The sequence below is a fragment of the Floridaenema aerugineum BLCC-F46 genome (genome assembly GCF_041929345.1).
GTDB lineage: Bacteria > Cyanobacteriota > Cyanobacteriia > Cyanobacteriales > Aerosakkonemataceae > Floridanema > Floridanema aerugineum.
In genome coordinates, this window is the sequence record NZ_JBHFNQ010000266.1 from 1 (window position 1) to 22,874 (window position 22,874).

General features: G+C 41.5%; 13 protein-coding genes. 7 read left to right on the forward strand and 6 right to left on the reverse strand.

Annotation, left to right across the window (positions count from 1 at the left end; genetic code table 11):
- Positions 1-232: 232 nt before the first annotated feature.
- Positions 233-4,024, reverse strand: a complete 3,792-nt coding sequence (locus ACE1CC_RS35895; RefSeq protein WP_413275221.1) for an nSTAND1 domain-containing NTPase — start codon at positions 4,022-4,024, stop codon at positions 233-235.
- Positions 4,025-4,147: 123 nt separating this feature from the next.
- On the opposite strand from ACE1CC_RS35895, the gene ACE1CC_RS35900 reads away from it, so the two are divergent.
- Together ACE1CC_RS35900 and ACE1CC_RS35905 are read left to right on the forward strand one after the other, a co-directional pair.
- A complete protein-coding gene (locus tag ACE1CC_RS35900) occupies positions 4,148-4,600 on the forward strand; it encodes a hypothetical protein (protein WP_413275222.1) in 453 nt (150 codons plus the stop codon).
- A gap of 76 nt (positions 4,601-4,676) precedes the next feature.
- Positions 4,677-5,984, forward strand: coding sequence for a hypothetical protein (locus ACE1CC_RS35905; protein ID WP_413275223.1), 1,308 nt, complete (start codon positions 4,677-4,679; stop codon positions 5,982-5,984).
- A gap of 259 nt (positions 5,985-6,243) precedes the next feature.
- Here ACE1CC_RS35905 and ACE1CC_RS35910 read toward each other — a convergent pair whose 3' ends face one another.
- Complete coding sequence (locus ACE1CC_RS35910; protein WP_459563961.1) at positions 6,244-9,432, reverse strand: efflux RND transporter permease subunit; 3,189 nt, start codon at positions 9,430-9,432, stop codon at positions 6,244-6,246.
- A complete protein-coding gene (locus ACE1CC_RS35915) occupies positions 9,432-10,955 on the reverse strand; it encodes an efflux RND transporter periplasmic adaptor subunit (protein WP_413275225.1) in 1,524 nt (507 codons plus the stop codon). Before ACE1CC_RS35915 ends, ACE1CC_RS35910 begins: the two co-directional genes overlap by 1 nt.
- A gap of 655 nt (positions 10,956-11,610) precedes the next feature.
- On the opposite strand from ACE1CC_RS35915, the gene ACE1CC_RS35920 reads away from it, so the two are divergent.
- The 4 genes from ACE1CC_RS35920 (at position 11,611) to ACE1CC_RS35935 (ending at position 16,453) form a co-directional block, all read left to right on the forward strand.
- Complete coding sequence (locus tag ACE1CC_RS35920; RefSeq protein WP_413275226.1) at positions 11,611-12,585, forward strand: phosphate/phosphite/phosphonate ABC transporter substrate-binding protein; 975 nt, start codon at positions 11,611-11,613, stop codon at positions 12,583-12,585.
- A gap of 96 nt (positions 12,586-12,681) precedes the next feature.
- Positions 12,682-13,395 (forward strand): phosphonate ABC transporter ATP-binding protein, encoded by a 714-nt coding sequence (locus tag ACE1CC_RS35925; RefSeq protein WP_413275227.1) that lies wholly within the window; start codon positions 12,682-12,684, stop codon positions 13,393-13,395.
- Positions 13,396-13,411: 16 nt separating this feature from the next.
- Positions 13,412-14,239, forward strand: a complete 828-nt coding sequence (phnE, locus tag ACE1CC_RS35930; protein WP_413275228.1) for a phosphonate ABC transporter, permease protein PhnE — start codon at positions 13,412-13,414, stop codon at positions 14,237-14,239.
- 297 nt (positions 14,240-14,536) lie between these two features.
- Positions 14,537-16,453 (forward strand): AAA-like domain-containing protein, encoded by a 1,917-nt coding sequence (locus tag ACE1CC_RS35935; protein WP_413275229.1) that lies wholly within the window; start codon positions 14,537-14,539, stop codon positions 16,451-16,453.
- On the opposite strand, the gene ACE1CC_RS35940 is transcribed toward ACE1CC_RS35935, so the two are convergent.
- Together ACE1CC_RS35940 and ACE1CC_RS35945 are read right to left on the reverse strand one after the other, a co-directional pair.
- On the reverse strand, positions 16,450-17,436 hold the full coding sequence (locus tag ACE1CC_RS35940; protein ID WP_413275230.1) for a CHAD domain-containing protein: 987 nt from the start codon (positions 17,434-17,436) through the stop codon (positions 16,450-16,452). The genes ACE1CC_RS35935 and ACE1CC_RS35940 overlap by 4 nt on opposite strands.
- A 133-nt stretch (positions 17,437-17,569) precedes the next feature.
- A complete protein-coding gene (locus ACE1CC_RS35945; RefSeq protein WP_413275231.1) occupies positions 17,570-18,292 on the reverse strand; it encodes a hypothetical protein in 723 nt (240 codons plus the stop codon).
- Positions 18,293-18,737: 445 nt separating this feature from the next.
- On the opposite strand from ACE1CC_RS35945, the gene carB reads away from it, so the two are divergent.
- A complete protein-coding gene (gene carB / locus ACE1CC_RS35950) occupies positions 18,738-22,043 on the forward strand; it encodes a carbamoyl-phosphate synthase large subunit (RefSeq protein WP_413275232.1) in 3,306 nt (1,101 codons plus the stop codon).
- Positions 22,044-22,217: 174 nt separating this feature from the next.
- On the opposite strand, the gene ACE1CC_RS35955 is transcribed toward carB, so the two are convergent.
- Positions 22,218-22,874, reverse strand: a 657-nt coding sequence (locus ACE1CC_RS35955) for an REP-associated tyrosine transposase (protein ID WP_413275233.1), incomplete at its 5' end; no start/stop codon positions are given.

Genomic DNA, 22,874 nt, shown 5'->3' on the forward strand with positions numbered 1-22,874 from the left:
CTTTCATGCCGTGTCCCTACAATTTCCGCAGAAATTGGCAAGGATGAAAGCGCCAAAAGGTCTGAAAAACTGGCACTTGTTTTGAGCAAAAAAGGCGCTTTCACCCTTGCCTATCTTACTTTTTACCTTTATTCAGCAAACTATAATTAATAGTGGGAAAAATTCTCATTTATTAAGTACGTAGTTGCGCTTTAGCGCTAAAGCGCAACTACGTGCCTAGAAATCGGCTTACTCATTGCCGTAATTTTTGCAATACTTCATCACTAAAAGGATCTTTACCCGCTTTAAGATCCTTAATCCAACCTTGCCTTTGAGCTTTATCTTCTTTGGAGGTTTTAGGAGAATTTGCATAAGCTTGGAAATCTTCAATTGCCCCAGTTTTATCTCCAATTAAAGCCCTAGCAACACCGCGACTATCGCGAATTGACAAATCTTTTGGCGCAAGTTTGACAGCATTTTCACAAGCAAACATTACCTCTTTAGCAGAGCGGTAGAGGCTACCATCCCAACACAGAGTATTCCATGATTCAGCAGAAATTTTCAACTTCGGGTCAAATTGTTGGGCTTTTTCGTAAGCGGTTAAAGCTTGGTTGACATTACCTTCTTTAACTAGCTTTTCTCCTGCTTCAATTAAATCAGGAGCGAGTTTAGCTTTCACAACAGCTAAGTTGAGATTTGGGTCAAATTGTTGGGCTTTTTCGTAGGCGGTTAAAGCTTCTTTAACGTTACCTTCTTTAGCTAGCTTTTCTCCCCCCTGAATTAAATCAGCAGCGAGTTCAGTTTTCCAGGCAGCTAAGTTGAGATTTGGGTCAAGTTTTTTGGCTTCGGTTAATTTCTGCATTGCTTGATCCCCATCTCCCTTTTCTTGCATCAAAGCTTTCCCTTGTCTCACCAAAAAGTGAGCTTCTTCTGTCTTTTTCCAACCGCCATATTTCCTACAGGTTTCTGCTGCTGCTACATTGTCAGGAGAAGCGAGTTGCGGATGCAAGCGCAATTGAGAGCAGCCCAACTGTAACACATATTGCCAATTTTCCGGTGTAGGCCAGAGTTTGAGCGTCTTATCATCACTGCCACTGAGTAGGTATTTGCCGTCGGGACTAAAGGCGACAGCATTGATCGAATTTTGATGTCCGGTAAAAGTCTGGAGCAACTTGCCAGAAGAGTCCCAGAGTTTGAGCGTCTTATCATCACTGCCACTGAGTAGGTATTTGCCATCGGGACTAAAGGCGACAGCACTGACATAACCTTGATGTCCGGTAAAAGTCTTCAGCAACTTGCCAGAAGTGTCCCAGAGTTTGAGCGTCTTGTCATAACTGCCACTGAGTAGGTATTTGCCATCGGGACTAAAGGCGACAGCGTTGACAGGATCTTGATGTCCGGTAAAAGTCTTGAGCAACTTGCCAGAAGTGTCCCAGAGTTTGAGCGTCTTGTCATTACTGCCACTGAGTAGGTATTTGCCATCGGGACTAAAGGCGACAGCCCTGACAGAATCTTGATGTCCGGTAAAGGTATTGCGTTCCCGCACCTCGTCCACTGCGTTATAAAGGCTGGAGTAAACTTCACTCAGGACATTTCCGACAGAGGTTTGACTTTTTCCAGTAGTTTCGATGGCTTGAATGAGTGAGGTGGGTGATTTGTCTACAGAGAGTTTTATTTGATTATTGGCTGCCTCTTCCCGCAAGTTTGCCAATGTCGCTTGTCTGCGCGAGTCTAAACCAAAAAAGATGGCAACAAGCGCTGCTAAAGATACAGCCCCAATCACTCCCCCAATGGTTAACTGTTGTCGGCGGCGGCGGTTTTTGTTTTGTTGGCGACTAACTTTTATATAGTCCTCCGCCACCCCATCGAGCATTCCCAACTCACTATATTTACTCAAATAATCTTCTGCTTTGGCGAGTTTCGCCCCTTGCAGCAACAACCCTGGATCATTGGGTTTTCCCGCAGCTTCCCACTGGTGCGCCTGGTTTTCCATTTCCCGTTCCACAATCATCGCGTCTTGGTACTGCTGTTGCCAATCCCGCAACCGCTTCCAGTGGCGAATCAAAGCTTCGTGAACCACATCAATTTGGATTTTCGATTTTCGATTTTCGCTTTTAGATTGCTCATCTGATTTCTCAGAAATTGGATCTTCTGTGCGAGTAATCAGGCGATTTTGTTCATTGGCGAGGATTTGCGTAACTTTATCTAAAATTGCCAAGTCTTGATGAGAATTAACTAAATCATCCAGGTAAACCCGCCTGCGAGTATCCAGGGTTTCCCCCACCTGCGTCAGTTCCAAAAACAAACGTTTAGCAACACTTTTTTCAGCTTCCCCAAGACTTTCATAAACTGCGTCGGCGCGTTTTTGCAAAGTTCCCTCAATTCCCCCTAAACTTTGATAAGTGGCTAACCTTAAAAACTGTTCCCCTTGCTTTTGCGCCTCGTTCCACAGTTCCGTCAAGGTAAATTGCAACAAAGGCAAACTACCAGGATAATCTTCGACATCATTAATAATCTGCTGTTTTAACGCCCCTTCAATATCTAACCCCACCAACTCAGCAGGTTTAACAATAGCTTCTTCAATTTCCTCTCGGTTTAAGTGTCCGACATTAATATAAGGTTTCTCGATGTGTTCAGTTAATTGAGGATGTTCCCGCAACCGACTGCGAAAATCCGACCTCATCCCGATAATAATGTAGAGGTTTGGGTTGTTTTGATTTAATTCGAGCAGATGGTTAAAAAATTCCCGTCGCTGGGTTTCATCACACATGGTAAAAGCTTCTTCAAATTGATCGATTACCATGACGACAGGTTGAACACCTTCGAGAGAGCCCGCCTGCGAATCAATGGGTTGAACACCTCCCAGAGAACCCGCCTGCGAATCAATGGGTGGAACACCTCCCACAGAGCCCGCCTGCGAATCAATTCGCAGGCTAATAGCTAAAGTCGGTTGAAACCGACTATTAAATTCTTCCCCAGTCCCCAGTCCCTTTTCCCCAGTCCCTTTTCCCAGTGCTGCTTCCAGATTTTCCAGGGGGTTTCCCTGTGGCGTAAAGGGTTCGAGGTATATCCAACTATCACTCCCTGGAATTTCCTGTCCCAACTTTAGCTGATACAATAATCCCGCCCGCAACAGGGAAGATTTACCACTTCCCGACGCACCTAAAACGGTAATGAAGCGATGTTTATTCTCAATTCGTGAAATTAGTTCCTTGGTTAAAGTGTTACGTCCATAAAATACCTTTGCATCTTCTGGTTTTTCCGTAAAGTAAGACAGAGAACGATAAGGACAAGTATTCTCAAACCGTTTTTTGGGTGATTTCGTCGTCAGCAAAATCGCCCTTTGGGAATTGGCAATTAACGGGCGCTGGGATGTCTGCGCCATCTGCTTTGCGATAAACTTAGCTAAGTTGTGGCTATTAACAATCCCTTCCGGGTAATTTTCCGAGTTTAATCCTTCCAGTAGCGCCTTGGTGAATAAACCTTGTTCTAGGGATATTTCCAACCCTGGTTCGTAAGAACGAGTCGCTGTAATAAAGCAATAATCTTTATTAGTTGGCAGAAACTTCATCAATTCGCCGCTGTAACAGCAATCTAACCAAACAATCACCCGTTTGACAGCACTTTTTTGAATTTCTTCCCCTAACCAACGTAACGAAAGCCCATAATTTCCTCCAATGGGAAAGGCATCGCTAGTAGCTAAAAATACCTCGTCTTTCCCATCTACCGTTTGATGCCATCCATGTCCAGAAAAGAAGAATAGCGCTGTTTCTGGCGCTTCGTTAGGAGACGGGGGATTGAAAAGATTGGCAACTGCTTGTTGTAAATCTTCTAATCTGACTCCTTGTTTAAAGTCAACTTTAACTTTGCCTTTTTGATCTAATTTTTGCGGCAAACACTGGACACGAAAAGCTTGATAACCGTAATCTTTCAAATGTCCGGCAATAGTTTCTGCATCCTGCCCCGCCGCTGTAAGATCTTTGAGAGTTGTCGGTGCAGGATAGCGATTAATTCCAACTACAAGGGCTTCCCATTCGGAATTCATACTGAAATTATTGGTAAATTATATAGCAGGAGATATTAAAGTTGATATCTTCTGACAAAGAATTAACTTATTCCTGGCAATCTTGTCAATTCCAAATAGTCCTTACTGTTGCTACTACAGCTTATGAACACCCAGATTAACACAACTTCCCTAGCTTTCCTCCTAGCTCTCCAAGAGTTAAACACGCCTCTAAGTGAAACCGAAAAGCAGACATTAACCGAGGTTGCCGATCAACTCGATTATCAACCAAAAGCTTGGGAAAGTTTTACTGAACCGCTTTTAGTAAAAATGATTACTTCTAACCCAGAGTTAAATCAAAAATACCAGTTCTATAAATTAAAACTAGATTCTCTGGGAAACATTAACGGAGATTTATTACCAACAGCAACCGAAATCGAACAGCTAAAAAGTAATGAAATAGGGGTAACAACAAGAGGATTTAAACCTCAATCAGAAGCAACAGGTTACAACCAACAAATTAATAATGCTGTCATTCTTATAAGTCGTGCTGAACAACCAGAAGAAATCGCTAAAAAATTAAGCTTTACTGAAAAAGTCAAACAACTTTTAGGGTAATATTTAGATCCCCGACTTCTTGAAGAAGTCGGGGATCTAAAGGGGATCTAAATCTAAATTTGAATTATGTAAACTTATGAACGAACTTGTTTATCCAACTCTCGATCTATTTCTGTATGATTTAAAGGAAGCTCTGAATGCGACTGATGAAGTAACCAGAAATAATCAGGAAATTTTTACAAAAAAACTACCGAAAGATGTGCAAATTATCGATCGCGATATCGAATCAGAGTATCTAGAACTTATTTCTCCATCAAGAAAAGATTTTGAGCAGGATAAAGAATTAGATGGTTACTATTATCCGGTCCGCCTAAATGATACTTATGGCTTGCAAATTAGCTGCTCAGTCATAAATAAAAATGAACCCCAATCAGTTAAGGAGTTTAGTCATTTAAAATCTGAAATTGAGCAACGATTGAACCAACAACCTATCACCCTTGGACAAGCTTGGATTCTCTCTGGGTGGTTGCCAGAAAATTCAATGCAAAACTACGAAGAAATTGCTCAAGATTGTTATAAATATTTTTCTCCAAATCGCAATTGGCAGCGAGATTTTCAAGGGGAAGCTAACTTTTGTGGTGGCAAGATTTTTCAACTCTGGCAACCGCAAAATGAGCCAACCGATTCTAGTAACCGTTTATATTTAGAAAACACTCCAATTCTGATTGCCATTTATCCAAATGCTGAAATCGCTCAAAAAGCCGCAGAGTTTTATACAGATTGGATGGGATTATTTAGCTATGTTAGTAAATTTAATTGGGCTTATGCTCAAAGTCGTTTAATTAAAAAAAATATTTTCGGTTATTATAAGAAAGTTGAAAGCGATCGCCAAAAAATTAGTCTTCAGCATCGCCAGTCGCTCGGTCATCAATTAACAGCATCTAAGCAAAGTCTTGACCATATTCAACAAGACATCAAGCAATACAGCAGCGATTTGTTAGGACTAGCTTTTCAAAAACAAATCATTGATATCAATCTCACGAATTATCAAACTCGCTTAGAAATTATTAGGCAAAAACTTGATGGAGATAATCAGTTAGAATTTTTGAATAAATTCGTCGATTTAGTCAACAAAAAATATTTGGTTCAAATCGACAAAGATTCCGAAAATATGAAGCTTGGCTTTCAACTTTTGCAAGATAATATTAACACGGTGCGAAGTCGGATTGAACTGGCTAAGGCGGAACGCGATCGCAATTTTCAAGAATTTATCGCTGTCGTCGGTGCTGGAGTCGCTGGAGTTAATTTCGCATCCGCAGATAAAAATTGTGAGCCGATTTTTGGCAAAACTTCTCTATTTTGTAAAACTCCGGTTCTCTTTAGTCTTCTTGTGTTTATAATCGCTGCTGGATTAACTTGGTTGATTAGGAGAAAATGGAAATAATTTTTAAACCGCAAAGGACGCAAAGAGCGCGAAGAAAAAAATAATCCTAAATCTCTGCTTTCTTTATTATTTCTTCCTCTCCCAATACTGCTCGGTTAAGCATTTTTTGCCTTTGGAAGGGCGAAGCATTCGGACAAAAAATCTTGGGTTTGAGTACTAAATTGTCGCCCGAATGCTTCGCCCCTACTCTTACCGAGCAGTATTGCTTCCTCTCCTTCTTTGCGTCCTTTGCGTCCTTTGCGGTTCAAAAAAACTCTTATTACCCAAACAACCTTTTTCCGAAGGGGAAATCATGCAGCAAGGTATAAAAACAGGGAATAATAAACAAAGTCAACAATGTTGCTAAAGATAACCCAGAAAACACTACCACACCCAAAGGTTGCAAAAATTCAGAACCTTCACCCATTCCCAAAGCTAAGGGGAATAAACCCAAAACAGTGGTAATAGTTGTCATTAAAATTGGTCGCAAACGTTGGGGTGCTGCTTTTAAAATGGCGGTGGTCCGATCGATCCCTTCCTCTTCCCGAATCTGATTCGCCATTTCCACCATAATAATCGCATTATTGACGACAATTCCCACCAATAACACTGCTCCTACTAAAACTGTAGCACCGATCGCAGTTTGCGTAATATAAAGCCCAAAAATTCCCCCCGCTAAAGCTAACGGTACAGTCAACATAATTACTAACGGATCGATCAGGGAATTGTATTGCACCGCCATTACTACAAATACTAAGAAAGCTGCTAAACTTCCCAGAATTTTTAAGGAATTTTGTAACTGTCTATTTGTTTCGGCGTTGGAACTAGGTAAAATCGAAACACCTTCCGGTAATCTAGTTTCAGCTAAAACCCTATCTACTTGTTTTAAAGCTTCACTTAAACTAGCACCTTTGCTCAAACTTCCCGCAATAATATAAACTTGTCTTTGGTTAATGCGTTGAATTTCTCCGGGTGCTTGTCCTTCAGCAATTGTTGCCACATCACCCAAACGAATTAAGGCATTATTGTTAACAAAAAGTGGGATTTGTTCTATTTGCGAAGCGCGTTGTACAGATTCTTGATCTAATTGTACTCGCACATCGACTAAGCGGTTTCCTCTTTGTAATTGCGTCGGTGTAGAACCTTCGATCGCCGTTTGAATTGTATCACCAATTGCTCTAGTATTTAATCCTAAACTAGCAACTCTTTCCCAATCTGGGCGAATTTGTATTTCCGGTTGGCGATCGTCTGCATCGGGACGAAACTGTGCTAAAGTTACCTTTTCATCCATTGCTGCTAATACTTGTCTTCCAGCGCGTTGCAAACTTTGTTCATTTTCGCCTTGGAGCATAATATCAATTTCTGCACCTCTCACAGGTGAATTACTTAAGATAATACCCCGGACTTGACCAGGACTTACCCGCAATCTTATTCCAGCTAAATTTAGTTTGTCAAACTCCCTAGTAACTCGTTGTACAAATGCTGCAACATCTGTTCCCGGTTTCAGAGTAATTGTACTACTACTACGCACTGGGTTAGCATTAGTATTACTGCCGAAAAGTGAACCTCCCGCAGTAGTAAATACAAATTCTGTCTCTGGTTGTTTACGCAGAATTTCATCGACAACTGTCATTACTTTTTTGTTAGTTTCTACAGTTGTTCCCGGGGGAAATTGAGCAAATAAATTCGCTTGACCAGTATTAATTCTGGGTAAAATTTCTTGAGGTATTTGTCCTGCCATCCACCAACTACCACCGCCTAAAATTAGGAAAGCCGCCAGAATTATTAACACTCTAAACCGCAATACAAAAGCTAAAACCCGCCCATAACTGCCCATTGAAGCTTCAAATCTTTCATTGAACTTTCGCAGAAACCAAAATTTACTTACCCCGCTTGTCCAACGAATAGCTAATAGTCGGGAACATACCATTGGCACAACTGTTAAAGCTACCAAAAGCGAAGCAGCAACAGAGAAACTAATTGTCAGAATTAATTCACTGAAAAGTAGAGAAAAGAAACCACCAATTAACAAAAATGGTAAAACCGAAACTAAGTTAGTAGTTGTGGAAGCAAGCAAAGCTGATTCTACACTTTGACTGCTATTAACAGCGCTTTCAACTAACTGTTTGGAACTGAGGCGAGTACGTGAATCTTTTCCAGGAGTTAACCCCGCACCTTCGGCAATTGTCTCCATCATGACGATCGAGTTATCCACCACAATTCCCACACCCAATGCCAAACCACCTAAACTGAAAACGTTAATCGAAAGTCCAAATAATTGCATTAAAATAATTGCTGCAATTGTCGCTAAAGGAATCGCTATAACGATAATTAAAGTTTGCCGCAGCGAACCTAAAAATAACAGAACTGCGATCACAGCTAACCCCGCACCAATCAAACCCGAACTGGTAACGTTAGAAATTGAATTATTAATAAATTTCGACTCATCCAAAGTTGCCACGATTTGCATATCTTCGCGAATTAACCCCGACTTTCGCAGTTCGGCTATGCGTTTTTTTACCCCATCCACAACAGCGATCGTATTAGCATCAGCTTGTTTAGTCACGCTAACTTTAACAGCTGGTTCGCCATTTAAAAATACAAATATTCTTTGTTCTTCAACACCATCAATAACTTCAGCAAACTCGCGCAGATAAACCCGAAGACTGGAAATAGTAGATGTTGCACTCGTTCCCGGAGTTCTTACTAAAAAAGACAAGTTTCTAATTTCTTCTGCATCGCGAAAACGTCCAACTGTTCGAGTCAAAGGTTCCGAATCTTCACCGCGTAATCTCCCACCAGAAACATCTTGATTGCGCTCTTCTAAACCATTTAAAACATCAGTTAAACTGACACCTAATGCTTGTAAACGTTTGAGGTCAATTTTTACTCTTACTTCTTCTTGAACTCCCCCCGCAACATCCACCGAAGCAACACCAGAAACCACATTCAATTCACGAGATAATTCTTCATCAGCAAATACCCGCAAATCAACATCTTTTAAAGATGGAGATTCCAAAGCAAATTCATAAACTGGCAATTGAGAAGGGTCAACTTTAAACAGTCGCGGATCTTCAATATTTTCTGGCAATCTACCTCTAGCACGGTTAAACGCAGCAGTAGCATCGTTAAGTGCTTGGTCAATATTTCCCCCTGGTTCAAAATACAAATCTAAACTTACTTGTCCTTCACGAGTTTGGGAATAAACTTGCACCACTCCTTCGGTAGCACTTAAAGCTTCTTCCAAAGGTCTAGTAATTTCGTCAATTGCTACTTCTGGCGAAACTCCAGGCGCACTCAGTCGCACACCGATACGCGGATAGGTAATAGAGGGCAACAAATCAACTTGCAGTTGGGTAAAAAAGAAAACTCCTAATACCAAAACTGCTAAAGTCAGCATTAAAGTACCAATATGCTGACGAATAGAAGTAGCACTCAGGCTAAACCCAGATGTTTTGACATTTTCCATCATTGCCGACCTTTTTGTTGAGTGTTTTCTTCTTGAGTTGGTGCAGAAGACTGACGTTCGCGCCCGCCCCCTCCCCGCCCCACACCTTCGGACAAAATACTAAAGCGCACCGCATCCCCATCTTTTAAAGGTCTGCCACTACGCACCACAAACCTTTCCCCCGGTTGCAAACCGGAAATTACTTCAACTCTGCTATTAGCGCGATCGCCCAACACCACCTGACGCGCCGCCACCTTCCCTTCCCGACCTTCTGCCGTCACCACAAAAATCGTCCCTTGATTTGGCGACTGAGGACTAGGGGTTAGGGGGTAGGGGGTAGGGGTTAGGGAAGAACTCCCTTGCTCCCCTGCTCCCCTGCTCCCCTGCTCCTCTGCCCCTCTGCTCCTCTGCTCCCCTGCCCCTCTGCTCCTCTGCTCCCCTGCTCCCCTGCCTCTAGAAACTTGCAGCGCTGTCATCGGGATCAGAACCTTGGGTGCGGTTTGTTGCGTAAATTGGACTCTTGCCAATAAACCGCTACCAATTCGCCCATTTTGATTCGGAATTAAAATTTCTACCGGAATTTGTCTTGCTGTAGGATCGGCAGCCGGAGAAATTCTGGCAACTACACCCGCAAAAGTTTGATTAGGAAAAGCGTCTAATTGTACTTGTACCGACTGTCCGACTCGAACGTTAGGCAGTTCTAATTCGGAAAGCGGAACTATCACTTTTACTTGATTAAACTCTCCCAGTTTTAAAACCTCGCCTCCCGGTTGTACTAAATTTCCCGGTTCGCTGGTTCGTTCAATAACTACGCCATCAATGGGCGAGTTGAGTCTGGCGTAAGATAAGCGTTCTTTTAACTCAGCAATTACGGCTCTTTGGGCAACAACTCTGCCTTGAGCAGCTGCAACTGCTTGCTGTTCGGTACGAATTTGTTCTTGTGCGGCTAAAACTGCTTGTTGATTGGTGTTAACTTCGGTTTGGGCTAATTCGGCATCTTGCAGGGAAATTGCGCCTTGTTTTTGCAAAAATGCTCGTCTTGCTGCGGTTGACTGGGCTTGTTTCAGTGTTACTTTAGCTTGTTCGGCTCTAGCTCTAGCGTTACTAACTTGGGTTCTGGCGCGTGCTACTTCCGATTCACGGGTAGCTAGTTCCGCTTCGGCTTGAACTACCTGATTCAATAATAATGTGTTATCCAACTGCGCTAACTGTTGACCCCGCCGCACCCGATCGCCTACATTAACATTCAAATTCAGCAATCGCCCCTCCACTTGCGATCGCAAAGACACTTCCCTAGCAGGTAGTGTTGTACCTATATATATAGGTGCTTCCTGAAGTACACCCGGACGTGCGATCGCCACATCCACTGGTGTAGAGGTTGGCCCCCTCTCGGCTCCTCTCTGGGCTCCAGGTCGCCGATTTTGTGCTTCCGCTTCTGCTTTGGGCGTTCCGCTACAGCCCGTTAAACTAGCCAGCAGCGGCACAAGGCAAAAGCCAAAAGCCAAAATGTACGAATATGAAATATTTACATTGGCTCCTTTCATAGTTTCTTTAGACTTCCTGCACAACTGCCAAGCTCAAAGCCTTTACAAAAGTTAACCTCTCCCTAGAATAACGGCAAACAGGAGATTTCAGCTTACATCTCTAGTATGGTTTGCTCAAGACTAAAGCTACTAGGACTGACTGAGATCTTGCACCTGCGATGCGAGCTATTAGCCGGGGACTCAAGTCCCCGGCTAATAGCTCAAGTCTATTAAAATGGACTGAAAATTTTTGAATCCTAAGTAGGGACACGGCATCAAAAAGATTTGCAACTCCTGCGTTATCTCCAGCAATGCCGTGTCCCTACAATTTCCCTGAAAAAGGCTTGGGGAATGCGCCAAAAGATGCGATCGCCTTGCACTCGTTTTAAGCAAAAAAGGCGCTTTCACCCTTACCTATCTTACTTTCTTCCTTTCTTCAGCAAGCCCTAAGTATTTAGTCTTATGATAGAGGACTTTAGCTATGCAGCCCCGGACTTGAGTCCCTGGCGGATTTTAGGACTGATGCAAGATCTGAGTGCATCAGTCTTGACGGAGGCAGGAGAAATTTATTGCTTTTATCTCTCAATAGTTAGTAAAATAAGTGAAAATTTATCTCAATTGGCCCTTATAATATAGACGCGGTTTAAATACTTAAGTCTTCATTGTAAGGTTAGTCATGGGTCTGAAAAAAAAATTTGTACTGGGTGTGAGTGCATTAGCGTTAACACTAACAAGTTTGACTTGGAACACAACGGGGAAAAAGTCATGGGCAGAAGCACCAAATCAATCTGCAAATCAGGTACAAAATACCCTAGCTCAAGCACCTCTAACAAAAATTAGAATTGCTTTTCCCGCTCGTGGTGATAGTGCTGATTTACAGAGAAAAGCTAATGCTGTGGCGCAATTTCTCTCCCCAAAAATGGGTATGCCAGTTGAAGCATTAGTAGCTGATGATACGGCTGCTGTGGAAGCTTTACGAGCAAATCGTGCCGAAGTAGCTTTTTTGAGCAGTCGTCCAGCAATTAAAGCCGAACAGTTAGCAAATGCTAAATTGTATTTAGCTGAAGTACGTCCGAATTATTCTGGTGGACACACTTACAGATCGATATTTGTAGTTCCTAAAGATAGCCCTTTACGCACTGGCAATTCTCCTGATACTCTTAAGCAATTGCAAGGTAAAAAAATTGCTTTCACTTCCCCAACTTCGGGTAGCGGATTCATTTTCCCTGTGGGAGAATTAGTTAAGTTGGGTTTAGTTCCGAATCGCGATCGCCTTAACGGTTTCTTTAGCCAAGTTAGCTACGGAAACGGTTACAGTGGAGCATTACAAGCAGTTTTAAGGGGACAAGCAGATGTAGCAGCAGTTTCCGAATACACCCTGGGCGCACCTTATATCACACCCGAAGAAGCAAGTCGTTTGCGGATACTTTATTCTATTTCAGGTGTACCTGCTCATGGAGTAGCAATTGATGATAGTGTTCCTCCAGCTATGCGTGATAAAATCATCAATGCTTTGATGGAAATGAATAAGCCAGAAAATAATCAATTGCTGAAAAATTTGTACAATTCGACAAGTTTTGTAAAAGTTAACAGCACCACTCATTTACAACCGATGCGTGAAGCATTGCAACGCGCCGGAATAGAACCATAATTTTGTTATTAGTTAATTTGTCAAAAGGTCAAAAGTGAATTATAACCTGTTGACCTTTTGACCAATCACCAACTACCAACCTACTACCAATTACCAATGACAATAGAATGTGAAAAAATAACAACCCCCTATAGTGCCAATCTGAATCGTCCGATTTTAAACAATATTAGTTGCCAAATTGAGCCGGGGGAATTTGTTACTTTATTAGGATTAAATGGTGCAGGTAAATCTACTTTACTACGTTCCATAGTTGGCTTAGTTCCGTTGGAAAAGGGAGTAATTAAAGTTAATGGCATAGTACAAAATCAGCAGCAAAAACATCGTCCTGAGATGGCGATGTTATTTCAGGGAGGTGGGTTAATTCGCCAGTTAACAGCGATCGAAAATGTGCTTTGTGGGCGGTTGGGGAGTTTATCTGCTTGGCAAACTTTGTGGGGCTTTCCGAAACGCGATCGCCGTTTAGCCCTAGAACTTTTGGATCGCTTAGGTTTAAAAGAACACGCTTATCAAAAAACCGCTTATTTAAGTGGTGGACAACAACAAAGAGTGGCGATCGCCAGAGCTTTAATTCAAAATCCTAAGATCCTATTGGCTGATGAACCAACTACAGGTTTAGATATTCTAGCAGCTAAACAAGTAATGGAAACTTTAGCCCAATTACATTCGGAACAGGGGATCACAATTGTGGTAGTATTGCATGATTTGGCACTGGCTGCTGCTTATGCCCAAAGAGCGATCGTCCTAGAAGCTGGACGCATCATTTATGATGGCAAATGCCATAATTTACCAGAAGTTATGCAAGCAGGTTAAAACTGAAATAATAGCAATGACAAAAACATACAAAACCCTCAAATTTAAACATCCTTTATTCTTTAAATGGGTCAAAGGGCTATCCATTTTATTCGCTGTTATTGCCGTTTATGTTTGGGCATTACAAGGTTTACAAGTAGACTTAAAACTTCTCAAAGATAGCTGGCCTCATATAGTAGATTTTATCACCCGCTTATGGCCTCCTGATTTATCTATTTTAGATATCGCTATTGTTCGCTTAATTGAGACAATTCAAATGTCAATTTGGGGAACTACTATTGGCGCAATTCTTTCCTTACCTTTAGCAGTTCTTTCGGCTCGAAATTTAGCACCTCGCTGGATACAATTATTCGCCAATTTTCTACAAAATGTAGTGCGTTCTGTTCCCTCAATTGTTTTAGGATTATTGTTTGTTGCCGCCACCGGACTTGGCGCACCTGCGGGAACTTTAGCTCTCGGTATCTACACAATTGGTTATCTTGCCAAATTTTATCAAGAAGCGATTGAGTCTGTGGAGCCTCGTTCTATTGAATCATTGCAGGTTTGTGGCGCTTCGTGGTTACAAATAGCACAATATGGCATTCTGCCTCAAGTGCTGCCTTTGGGCTTAGGCTATACTCTGTATATGTTTGAGTACAATATTCGCGCCGCCTCTGTACTGGGCGTGGTGGGAGCAGGAGGTATTGGTTTTGAACTGGTTAATTACATTAAAGGTTTTGAGTATAATAAAGCTACGACGATGATGTTGGTGCTATTGGTTGTTGTGACAGCGATCGATGCTCTGAGCAGTAAATTACGCCAACATCTGGAAGCTAGCTATCGTTTTACCCAGAAGAACAAGTAGCCACAGTTTTATATTTACTAACCAAGAAAAATCTGTATAACTTATTACTAGGAATTACCTAAAGTTTCCCAATCAAACTTACTGGTAATTCTCTTAAATTTTGGCGATCGCCAGAGCCATTCCAAGGTTATAATACTGGTCGCATATAAAATAAATTTTTCCGAACTAAGGTAAGTAAGTTTACCGATAATTCTATATCGCCTACTAAAAAGTTACAAACTAGGCTGTTTATGACAGATAGTTCTAATAATTAGGTGATTAACCAGGGTGCAAGTTGTATTTAAATCTGTTTTTAAAATGACTATATATGAATTAGTACAATTGTTGAATGCTACTCAGAAAAAACCCTTGACACCGCTGCAAGAATGGGTATTGCATCAAGCTTGGGAGGGAAAAACTTACTCGCGGATGGCAGCAGAAGGTAATTATGTCGATGAATATCTGCGAAAAACCGCTTCTGAGTTATGGGCATTGCTAAGTGAATTTTTGGGAGAGACAATTACAAAATATAACTTTCGTGCGACTTTGGAACCCCGCAAACTCCCCAAAGCGCAGCAGCAATTAATTAGAGATTTTAGCTATTCTAGTAATTCTTCACCCCTAGAATTCCCCGGCGCACCCCTAGCCATCAACTCTAAATTTTACATTCCCCGACCACCAATAGAAGAACTCATCTATGAAGAGATTACCAAACCAGGAAGTTTAGTGCGAATTAAAGCTCCCCGGAAAATGGGAAAAAGTTCTTTAGTGCTGCGTGTTGTTGCTCATGCAGATAGCTTAAATTATCGCACTATAAATATAGATTTTCGTCAAGCCGATCGAGCATTTTTCGCTAATATCGATAAGTTTTTGCGTTGGGTTAGTGCTAATGTCTGCCGAGAGTTAGAGTTAGAATCAAGAATAGATAATTACTGGGATGAGGAGATTGGTAGTAAGGTAAGTTGCACTGTTTATTGGCAATCTTATTTATTGCAGCAACTGCAAACTCCCTTAGTTTTAGTTTTAAATGAAGTTAACCGGATTTTTGATTATCCAGAAATTGCTCAAGAATTTCTGCCTTTACTGCGTTATTGGCACGAACAAGCTAAATATATTGAAGTTTGGCAAAAGCTGCGTTTAGTAGTAGTTTACTCTACAGAAATTTATGTGCCACTAAAGCTCAATCAATCACCATTTAATATTGGCTTACCTCTAAAATTACCACCTTTCACTGCGGAGCAAGTTCAGGAATTAGCACAACGCTACAACTTAGATTGGACGGATAATTTAAAAACTAAAAGACTGCTCGCTTTGTTAGGAGGACATCCTTACTTAGTGCAACTAGCTTTCTATCACTTACATCGTCAAGATGTGGGATTAAAAGAATTATTGCAACAAGCGGCGACTGAATCAGGAATTTATGAAGAATATCTCCGCTATTCTTTGGCAACAGTGCAAGCAGAACCGGGATTAGAAGGAGCTTTGCAACAGGTAATCAGGAGTGAGGAACCTGTGAAGTTAGATCCTGTAATTGCTTATAAATTAGAGAGTATTGGGTTAGTAAATATGGATGGCGATCGCCTAGTTCCTAGCTGTGAACTCTATCGCCTATACTTTAGCAGAAAACTATTACCTAGTCAAGCAGAAATTGCCACTAATGATTCTCTGACTCAGAATTTTACCCAGTTAGAAAGAGAAAATTTAGAATTGCGCCGCCTGCGAGACATAGATGATTTTACCAAACTTGCTAATCGGCGTTATTTTGAACAATATCTCGAAGAACAGTGGCAAAACTTAGTTCTCACAAGATCACCTTTGTCTGTAATCTTATGCGATATTGACTTCTTCAAAATCTATAATAAAACTCAAGGTTCTGAAGCCGGAGATAATTGTTTACGCCAAATAGCAGAGGTAATGCGTCAACTAGTGAGAAGATCTTATGATGTTGTTGCTCGTTATCAAGAAGATGAATTTGCCATCATTTTACCCAATGCTAATGCTAACATTGCCTGTGAAGTTGCCGAAAGAATTCGGGAAAAAGTAAAAAGTTTAGCTATTAGTCACGATCCTAAAATTGATGGTCTTCCCGCTCCGGTGTTAACTGTAAGTTTAGGAGTAGCAAGCACTATTCCTGATCACAATATTAACTCAGATAACTTGTTGCGTAAAGCCAAGGAAGCTCTTTCTCTAGCTAAAACTTTAGGGCGAAATCAAGTTAATTTCCAAGAACTTTAATCCGGTAAACCTTGGGGTTCTAAAACTTCTTTATGGAAACCTTGCCGAACTGAGAAATTTAAATATCGCGCTTGTAAAACTTGCCATTCTTGCCATGCTTGGTAGCGAGTTTCTGCTAGTTCTTTACTCAACTTCTCAGGTAATTTTGCTTTTTCCGTTCGCCAAGCTTCGGTGAGGAATTCGCCTAAAACCATGCTATCCTGTATATTTCCTAATACTTCTTGAACTTTCTTGACATCTTGGCAGTAAGCGGCAAAAGTTTCCCCATAAAAATCGGTAAATAATTCCATTTGGTAGCGAACTCGCTTTGCTTGTTTGCGTAAGTCGTGCAGCATTTCTCCTTGTTGATTTAACTGTTCTTCTACCGCCTGATGATCCAAATTTTCCCGGGGGCGAATTCCACTTTCTTCGCTTTCAACTCCCACTAACCAACCAGGGTGCAATAAAAACTCGCTAACTTCGGGTAAAAGTAAATCTGGTAACACTTCTAGAATTGGTAATTGAGCGGTTACTTGATATTTTGGTTCTTTAAACCAATCCTGAAATCCTTGCTTCATTTTTTGGTAATTTGACTTTTCTTCTAAAGTCTTTTTTACCTGTTTAAAAGCTCCAGATCGTTTTGTTTCTAAGTAATCTAAGGCAATGTTAATAACTTTTTGTTCTGACTTGGGTAAAGCAGGTTTGTACTGATTTTCCAATGCTTCTTTGAGTACGTCTAAGTCTCGTAATACCCCTAAAATGCGAGCTATTTTACCAATTTGTCTTTCTTGCGCCGCTGGTGGTAAATCTAAGGCTGGCGCAAATCCTGTGGCTGCTGTTCTAAGACGACGCATTCCCACACGCATTTGGTGTAAGGCTTCTGGATCTTTATCTTTGAGGACTTCTGCTTCGTACTTAATTGTTTTGTTGAAGTGTTTTTCAACAGCAATATAAGCCCAGTCACCTAAAGTATTCGCTTTTTTTGGGGTATCCAAGGTCATCATTTTTTGCACCAAATTAAATGCAACTTCCTGTTAACCAATCAATTTTTCCAGACTGGCGCGGCAAAAACATCTGCTTGTTGTCTGAATTTGTTTACAACTACCCTTTCTTTGAGTGGAAAAAGAAATTGAAATTCTACAGAGATATTATTGGAGGAACATCAATCATATCATAGGGAGTAGAAATAGACAAATCATAACGGATAATGCTTTCTCCGGTTTTCAGGTTTTTTAGCATTGGTTTACCAGTCCAAAGTTGGCAGCTACACAGAGGTTTCGGTTCTTGTAGCTTAAAGCCTCCATCTATGGCTTGCAATCCGAAAAATTCAATATGGAGATGTGCTGGTTCAATGGCGACATATTGAGAAATTTCATCAGTGGGAATGCCTGCGATCGGCTTATTATTTCTTTGCAAACTTGTGGGGAAAAAGTCAATATCTATGACATCAGCATTTAGCCCTGATTTGTTAACAAATTGCAAAATTTCTTGCCAATCGTAAAACGGTTGATTTTGCCCGTCAAAGTGACAGTTTGCGCCTAAGCAATGTCCACCCAATAACCAAACCAATTGTTCTAAAATAGTTTCTACTCTGGGACGATCGCTTCTGAGAACTTCCATATCTTCCGGTAGTAGCATTCTCCCTGGAATACACCACCAATATTCCCAACCCTTTGCATAATCTAAAGGCGAGATGCGTTTATGTAAACCGGAAATGCGATCGCGTTTCTGTATTTCCCAAACTTCTTCGGCAGAAGCTACACTCTGAAAACTAGCCAGAGACAAACTGTTATTTTCTGCTAATGGATGAGGTTGAGCAAATAAAACCTCATCAGAGATAAAGTTGTCCAATTTCAGCATAAAGAATTGTCACCTAGCGATAGCTGCTTTTACCCTATAACATTCAGTCTAAACCAGATGCAATTATCGCAATATTTTTAATACTAAGTTGCATAAGTTAATTCAAGGGACTGGGGACTAGGGTAGGGGCGATTCATGAATCGCCCCTACGACTGGGGATTGGGATTCCTGATAAATAAAGTTTTTCAGGAAGTTAATCAAATCAAAACAGGATCGGGATTTATTGATTTACATGATAATCAAGATTAATGAAGAAATCTGGTCAATCTGTAAATCTTGGTCAAACATTTCCTAGTCCCCAGTGCCCAATCCCCAGTGCCCAATCCCCAGTCCCCAGCCATTTGTCATCGAAAGTTGTAAAACTAGAATGAAATCGAGGGGCTGAAGTGAGGGAAAGCCTTTAAAATGATTGGGATTTCTATAGTTCTAAGATAAAGCCAAGACTATGCCTCGTCGTAATGACATTAAGAAAATCTTGTTGTTGGGTTCTGGCCCAATTGTAATTGGTCAAGCTAGTGAATTTGATTATTCGGGGACGCAAGCTTGTAAGGCGTTACGCAGTGAAGGTTACGAGGTGGTGTTGGTCAACTCTAACCCTGCTACGATCATGACCGATCCTGAGACAGCAGACCGCACCTACATCGAACCTTTGACACCGGATATGGTGGAAAAGGTGATTGCCAAAGAAAGACCTGATGCTTTATTGCCGACGATGGGCGGACAAACTGCATTAAACTTAGCGGTAGCCTTGTCAAAGAATGGGGTTTTAGAACGCTATGGCGTGGAGTTGATTGGGGCGAAATTAGAAGCGATCGAAAAAGCCGAAGACCGCTTATTATTCAAAGAAGCAATGCTGAAAATTGGGGTGGATGTTTGCCCTTCTGGGATTGCTTGCGATCTTAACCAAGCTAGAGAGATTGCACATCAAATTGGCACTTATCCTTTAATTATTCGCCCAGCATTTACATTGGGTGGAACTGGTGGTGGTATTGCCTACAACCAAGAAGAATTTGAAGAAATTGCCCAATCAGGGATTGATGCTAGTCCAGTTTCCCAAATTTTGATTGAAAAATCACTTTTAGGTTGGAAAGAATACGAATTAGAAGTCATGCGAGACTTGGCAGATAACGTAGTAATTATCTGTTCCATTGAAAACCTCGATCCAATGGGCATTCATACCGGAGATTCGATCACCGTTGCCCCTGCCCAAACCCTCACCGACAAAGAGTATCAACGCTTGCGGGATGCCTCAATTAAAATCATTCGAGAAATTGGGGTTGAGACTGGAGGTTCTAACATTCAGTTTGCCGTAAATCCGGTAAATGGAGAAGTAATTGTCATTGAAATGAACCCTCGTGTTTCTCGTTCTTCCGCCTTAGCTTCCAAAGCAACTGGTTTCCCCATTGCGAAATTTGCAGCTAAGTTGGCAGTCGGTTACACATTGGACGAAATTAACAATGATATTACCAAGAAAACACCAGCATCCTTCGAGCCAACCATTGATTATGTAGTTACCAAAATTCCCCGATTTGCCTTTGAAAAATTCCCCGGAACTCAACCAGTTTTAACAACTCAAATGAAATCTGTAGGGGAAACAATGGCAATTGGGCGGACATTTTTAGAGTCTTTCCAAAAAGCTTTGCGCGGTTTAGAGACTGGGCGAAGCGGTTGGGGTTGCGACAAACAGGAAAAATTGCCATCTTTAGAACAAATTCGCGCCCAGTTACGTACTCCAAACCCGGAAAGAATTTTCACAATTCGCCATGCCATGCAGTTAGGAATGTCGGTAGAAGACATTTACGAACTGACGGGAATCGACCCTTGGTTTTTGGATAAAATGCAGGAATTACTCGAAACCGAGAAATTCTTGAAACGCACACCTTTGTCAGAGATTGGTAAAGAGCAAATGTATGCGATTAAACAGCTGGGATTTAGCGATCGCCAAATTGCCTTTGCTACCAAAACCACCGAAGATGAAGTGCGCCACTATCGCAAAGATTTAGGGGTAATCCCGGTATATAAAACAGTTGATACCTGCGCCGCAGAATTTGAAGCTTTCACACCTTATCATTACTCAGCTTATGAATTAGGCGCTGTCACTGCGACGGAAGAAGAAAATGGCACAACTTTACTGCCGCCAGAATCAGAAGTAATGCCCTCAACCAAGCAGAAGGTAATGATTTTGGGCGGTGGGCCAAACCGGATTGGACAGGGGATTGAGTTTGACTATTGTTGTTGTCATGCCAGCTATGCTTTGCGCGATGCTGGTTTTGAAACCATGATGGTTAACTCGAATCCAGAAACAGTTTCGACTGATTATGATACAAGCGATCGCTTGTATTTTGAACCCCTAACTAAAGAAGACGTTCTCAACATCATCGAAACCGAAAAACCCGCCGGGATTATCATTCAATTTGGCGGACAAACTCCGTTAAAATTAGCAGTTCCTTTGCAAGAATACCTGACTAAACACAATGTCACCGAAACAAAAATTTGGGGAACTTCGCCGGATTCGATCGACATTGCCGAAGACAGAGAACGGTTTGATGAAATTGTGGTAAAATTGCAATTATTAACCGCACCAAATGGGATTGCGCGATCGGAATCAGAAGCGATCGCTATTGCTGGAAAAATCGGTTATCCAGTGGTAGTACGTCCGAGTTACGTATTAGGTGGACGGGCGATGGAAATCGTTTATTCTGATGCTGACTTACAGCGTTATATGACAGTGGCGGTACAAGTTGAACCGGAAAAACCAGTGTTAATTGACAAGTTCTTAGAGAACGCTGTAGAAGTAGACGTAGATGCGATCGCAGATGCTACTGGTAATGTGGTAATTGGCGGAATCATGGAACACATTGAACAAGCAGGGATTCACTCTGGCGACTCTGCTTGTACCTTACCCACCACATCTTTATCACCAGCAGTTTTGCAAGTAATTCGGGATCAAACTATCAGATTAGCCAAAGCATTGAATGTAATTGGGTTAATGAACGTACAATATGCGATCGCCGACGCATACAGCTACACCCCCAAAGTTTACATTCTAGAAGCGAATCCCAGAGCATCAAGAACCGTACCATTTGTTTCCAAAGCAATTGGCAAACCCTTGGCGAAACTTGCTTCTTTGATTATGTCAGGAAAAACCCTAGAAGAATTGGGAATGACCAAAGAAATTATTCCCAATCATATCGCAGTCAAAGAAGCCGTGTTACCATTTAATAAATTCCCAGGTACAGACACATTATTGGGGCCAGAAATGCGATCGACTGGGGAAGTAATGGGAATAGATACTGACTTTGGAAAAGCCTTTGCCAAAGCGGAAACAGGAGCCGGAGAAAAGCTACCATTATCAGGAACAGTGTTTGTTACAATGAGCGATCGGGACAAACAAGCAGTAGTTCCAGTGGTGAAACAATTTATGGAATTAGGATTTCATATTGTTGCCACCGATGGTACTCGGCGAGTCTTGAAAGATAGCGGTTTACAAGGTGTGGAATTAGTGCTAAAAGTGCATGAAGGTCGTCCCCACATTGTAGACGCAATTAAAAACGAGAAAATCCAGTTGATTATTAACACTCCATCTGGAGAAGAAGCGCAAACAGATGCGCGGTTATTGCGGCGAACTGCGTTAGCTTATAAAGTACCAGTAATCACAACAATTGCGGGTGCAAAAGCGATCGCAGCCGCCATTTCTCGGTTACAATCTGCACCATTAGACGTGAAAGCAATCCAAGAATATTTGGTGTAGGTACGTTGTTGGGCTTTAGCCCTACAGTAGCGCTGAAGCGCAACAACGTACCTGTACCTATGTACGTTGTTGGGCTTTAGCCCTACAGTAGCGCTGAAGCGCAACAACGTACCTGTACTTGTGTACGTTGTTGGGCTTTAGCCCTACAGTAGCGCTGAAGCGCAACAACGTACCTTAATCATCCCAACCTTTTCCATAATCTTTTACCGGATATTCCACCCAAGTACTTCTGAGCCATTCTCGCCCTTGATACTCCAAATACCAATGTACGCTACTCGATGACCAATCATAAGGAGATTTTGCCCAACCATGTTTGACAGGATTGTAGTGAATATAATTAATAGTTGTGTAATAGTGCCTTTCGGAACGAATAGCCCGATCGCTAAACGAACACCACACTTTACCTGTAATATTATCCTCAAGATTCCATTGTCGAGCTAATGGGCCATGAATGGAACGAAATAACACACTTAATCGTGAAATATTAATATTACGAACTAACAGATGGTAATGATTTGGTAAAACTACCCAAGCATCAATTTCTATGCCATCTAAAATAAATTTATTAAAGATAATATCTAAGATTTGGTGACGACGTTCTTGAGTGTTAATTCGACATTTATGCTCAAAACAACTAACAGTGATATGGTAAAATTCAGCATCTTGAACTGGATGAGGTGGAGAATGAGGAGGGTATCCCTTAGCCAACCTTTCTTCTACAAGTTTTACCCGTTGTTCTGGTGTCAATTTCCGATATATATACATAATTAGTTTGGTAGAAAGTAAAGCTAAAAGTACGTTGTTGCGCTTCAGCGCTACAGTAGCGCTGAA